At 66.0% G+C, this 3647-nt stretch carries 4 protein-coding genes and 1 pseudogene; 2 read left to right on the top strand and 3 right to left on the bottom strand.

Annotated features, from left to right (window positions below; all coding sequences use genetic code 11):
* The 3 genes from GSQ95_RS12325 to GSQ95_RS12315 all read right to left on the bottom strand — a co-directional run.
* Nucleotides 1-382 (bottom strand): EF-hand domain-containing protein (locus GSQ95_RS12325; protein WP_178123838.1); only part of this gene is annotated, 382 nt, incomplete at its 3' end.
* A 101-nt stretch (nucleotides 383-483) separates the two neighbouring features.
* On the bottom strand, nucleotides 484-1542 hold the full coding sequence (locus tag GSQ95_RS12320) for an ATP-binding protein (protein WP_158895769.1): 1059 nt from the start codon (nucleotides 1540-1542) through the stop codon (nucleotides 484-486).
* Between the two features lie 2 nt (nucleotides 1543-1544).
* Nucleotides 1545-2285: a response regulator gene (locus GSQ95_RS12315; RefSeq protein WP_158895767.1), complete on the bottom strand. Its 741-nt coding sequence runs from the start codon at nucleotides 2283-2285 to the stop codon at nucleotides 1545-1547.
* A 351-nt stretch (nucleotides 2286-2636) separates the two neighbouring features.
* Here GSQ95_RS12315 and GSQ95_RS12310 point away from each other — a divergent pair, with 351 nt between their 5' ends.
* Both GSQ95_RS12310 and GSQ95_RS12305 read left to right on the top strand, forming a co-directional pair.
* On the top strand, nucleotides 2637-3212 hold the full coding sequence (locus tag GSQ95_RS12310) for a sigma-70 family RNA polymerase sigma factor (protein ID WP_158895765.1): 576 nt from the start codon (nucleotides 2637-2639) through the stop codon (nucleotides 3210-3212).
* Nucleotides 3209-3647, top strand: a pseudogene (locus tag GSQ95_RS12305) (hypothetical protein); the annotation flags it as partial. The gene GSQ95_RS12310 and the pseudogene GSQ95_RS12305, both read left to right, overlap by 4 nt.

Here is a 3647-nt window from a genome sequence, read left to right as displayed (position 1 = left end):
CGACGCTGGAATCGCCGGATTCCTCGGTGCCCCCTTGCCCCTGGGGACCACCTGGAGGCGGTGCGAAGACCGAAGCGAATTCGCTTTCGCCGACGCTGCCATCACCATCCTGGTCGAGCATGCCGAGCAGCTTGTCGACGTCGATAGCCCCGCTCTCGTCGGTATTCGTCTGGGTATCGCTCGTCGCGCTGGCGGCGGTGGTGAGTTCGTTCTTGCTGATGGCGCCGTCGCCATCGCTGTCGAGCTTGCCGAACAGCTTCTGCAACGGATTGCCGTCTTCGCTGCTGCTGACGCTATTGCCGGACGCTGTCGTAGCTGTGCCTTTGATCGCGCTGGCACTGCTGTAGTAGCTGGAGTAGCCACTGCCTATTCCGCTGATCATGGATGTCTCTCCCGGGAAATGCGGACATCAGTGTTCCGCACCGCCCAGTATCCGCCGGGCAGATGTCAGCCATTTGGTCACTTTGTATGCCCTGCGATACATCAGGGGCGTGGCAGCACCACCTGGCAGGTCAGGCCGCCGCCGGGCGTTTCCCCGAGGGTCAGCTCGCCGCCCATGTGCGCCGCCGCTTCCCGCGCGATGGCCAGCCCCAGCCCGGTCCCACCCGAGGATCGATTGCGCGAGCCCTCCAGGCGATAGAAGGGTTCGAACACCGCTTCCCGATACTGGGCCGGTATCCCCGGCCCGCGGTCGAGGATGGAGATCAGCAGCCGCTCCGGCTGCTCGCTCAGGCGGATCTCGGCCTGGCCAGCGTAGCGCAGGGCATTCTGCAGCAGATTGCCCAGGCAGGAGCGCAACGCCATGGGCGCCACCTTCAACGGCTGGCAGCTACCCTCGACAGCGACCTGGGCGCCCTCCTCGGCCGCATCTTCGGCCATGGCCTCGACCAGCGCCTGCACGTCGCAGAGGATGGGACGCTCCTGGCGGTGCTGTTCGCGCAGGTACCTCAGGGTGCCGTCGAGCAACTCGATCATGTCGTCCACGTCCTGGCTGACCCGGGCATGCAGGCGCGGATCGTCGATGTCCTCGATACGCAGCTTCACCCGTGCCAGTGGCGTACGCAGGTCATGGGAGATGGCCGTGAGCATGCGCCCACGCTGCTGGAGCTGTTCCAGCAGATGCTGGTGCATGCGATTGAGCGCCCGCGCGGCTTCCCGGGTCTCCCAGGGGCCGGTGACCGGAATGGGCGAACCGTCGAGGTTATGGCTCAGGTGTTCGGCGGTCTCGGTCAGCTGGCGCAGCGGCCGCGTCAGCAATCGCGCACCGAGCCAGGCGGCGATCACCAGCGAGCCCAGCTGGAAGATCAGCGGGCCGCCGAGAAACCACTCGATGCGCCGCCAGACGCCGGGCTCCCGGTGCGGGAAAGGCCCGGGCGGCGGTGGCCGATCGAAAGCGGCTTCACCCTCCATGGGCGGCGGTGGCGGCGGCGGTCGCTCGCCGAGTCCATGCCGGAACCAGAAAAAGGCCAGCAGATGGCCCAGCAGGATGGCCAGCAGAAAGACCGCGAACAGGCGGGCGAACAGCGTATCCAGGCGGCGCACGGCTAGTGCCCTATCTGCCTGGCATCGAACAGATAGCCCTCGCCACGCACGGTCTTGATCAACTGCGGTGCCCGGGGATCGTCGCCCAGCTTGCTGCGCAAGCGCGACACCTGCAGATCGATGCTGCGATCGAAGGCCTCGATCGCCCGCCCGCGGGTGGCATCGAGCAACTGCTCGCGGCTCAGTACCTGGCGCGGCTGCTCGATGAAGACCCACAGCAGCCGCACCTCGGCATTGGACAGGGGTACCATCACCCCGGCTGGCGAGTGCAGCTGATGCAGGACGCCATCGAGCTTCCAGCCATCGAAGCTGACACTGGTTCGCGGCGCCTTGCGCTGGGGCACGCGGCCATCCTGGGTCCGCCGCAGCACCGACTGGATCCGCGCCACCAGTTCCCGGGGCTCGAAGGGCTTGGCCATATAGTCGTCGGCGCCCAGCTCCAGGCCGATGATGCGATCCGCCGGCTCGCACTGGGCGGTCAGCATCAGGATGGGAATGCCGCTGTCGCGCCGCAGCGAACGACAGAGGGAAAGCCCGTCCTCGCCCGGCAGCATCAGATCCAGCACCACCAGATCGAAGGCTTCCTCCACCAACGCCCGGCGCATCTCCAGGCCGTCACCTACCCCCCGGGCATTGATGCTGAAACGCGCCAGATAGCCGCAGATCAACTCGCGGATCGACGGGTCGTCATCCACCAGCAGGATGCGCGAGGTCCAGCGCGGGGATTCGGATGACAGCGACATCGGGGCTACCTGAACAGTCGGACGATCTGGAGGTGCATGCTAGCCGCTCAGCCCGCCAGGCAGCTACGGCCCGGCATGTAGCCTTGTGTAAAGGTAGTCAAGGGATGGATACGGAGAGGGAGCCGGCCAGGCATGCAATCATCCGCCAGTCGAGAGGCCGTAAGCGTAGGATGGTGATCGCGATTGCTAAGCCGTCCGTTCGATGTTACACCGGACGGATCGCCCCCTCGCTGCTGCGGTCGTCCGAGGCGGTGAAGCCATCACGTACCGCACTCCCGGGCCTCTTGCTGCTCGGCCCCGATAGGGCTGAAGCCCAGCCACCTTTGTTGCGCCTCCTTCGGAACGCCATCCTTGACGAGCAGATCAGCCGTATCGGCCGGCCCTGAAACGAACCCGGAGCCCGTTGCGCTCAATGTCCTGCTGCAGGCCTGCGGTCAGGGCAATCGCCTGGCCTTCGAAACGCTCTACCGCGTGACCTCGAACAGGCTGTTCGGCGTATGTCTGCAGTACGTGGGGGATCACGCGGAGGCGGAAGAGGTCCTGCAGGAGGCCTATACCGCGATCTGGCTCAAGGCCGGCACCTTCGACGCCACGCTTTCCAGCGCCCTGACCTGGATGGCGACCCTGGCGCGCCACAAGGCCATCGATCGACGCCGCGCCCAGCATCGTTATGAGCCGCTCGAAACCCTTGCCGAGTGGCCGGCAACCCAGTCCGTCGCCGAAGACTTCGAAGCCCATCGCCAGCGTCGCCAGATCGAGCTTTGTCTGAAAACCCTGGGCAAGGACCAGCAGACCTATATCCGGGTCGCCTTCTTCGAGGGCTATTCCTATGCCGAACTGGCCGCCCGCCACAGTATCGCGCTCGGCACGATGAAAAGCTGGATTCGGCGTGGCCTCCTGCAACTGCAAGCGTGCCTGGGCCTATGAACGACAAGGAGATCCCCCCTACCGAGCGACAGGCGCTGCTCATCGCGGAATACGCCCTGGGCGTACTGTCCGCCGAAGAACGCCTGCAAGTGGAAGAGCTCGTGCGGCAGGATCCTGCACACCAGGCGCAACTGGCGGCCTGGCAGCGGCACTTCGCCGACTGGCTCGATGAGTTTCCGGTCGTCGAACCGCCGGCTCAGGTCTGGCAGGGTATTCAACAACGGCTGTTCCCGACGGAGGAACCGGTACCCGAGCCGATTCGCCGCTGGAACGACCCGCGCCTGTGGCGCTGGACGACCGGGCTGGCGTTGGCCGCTGCCCTCCTGCTGGCGCTGCTCGTGCTGCTGCGCCCGGTCCAGGTCGCGACTCCCAACCTGCTCGCCCGCTTGGAGCAGAGCAATGGTAGCCTGGCGTTCAGCGTCACCCTGCAAGGAA

It is taken from the genome of Pseudomonas sp. BAV 4579 (genome assembly GCF_009765395.1).
GTDB lineage: Bacteria > Pseudomonadota > Gammaproteobacteria > Pseudomonadales > Pseudomonadaceae > Chryseomonas > Chryseomonas aestiva.
The sequence above is the reverse complement of the archived record's forward strand: the minus strand, read 5'-3'. Positions and strand labels throughout refer to the sequence as shown.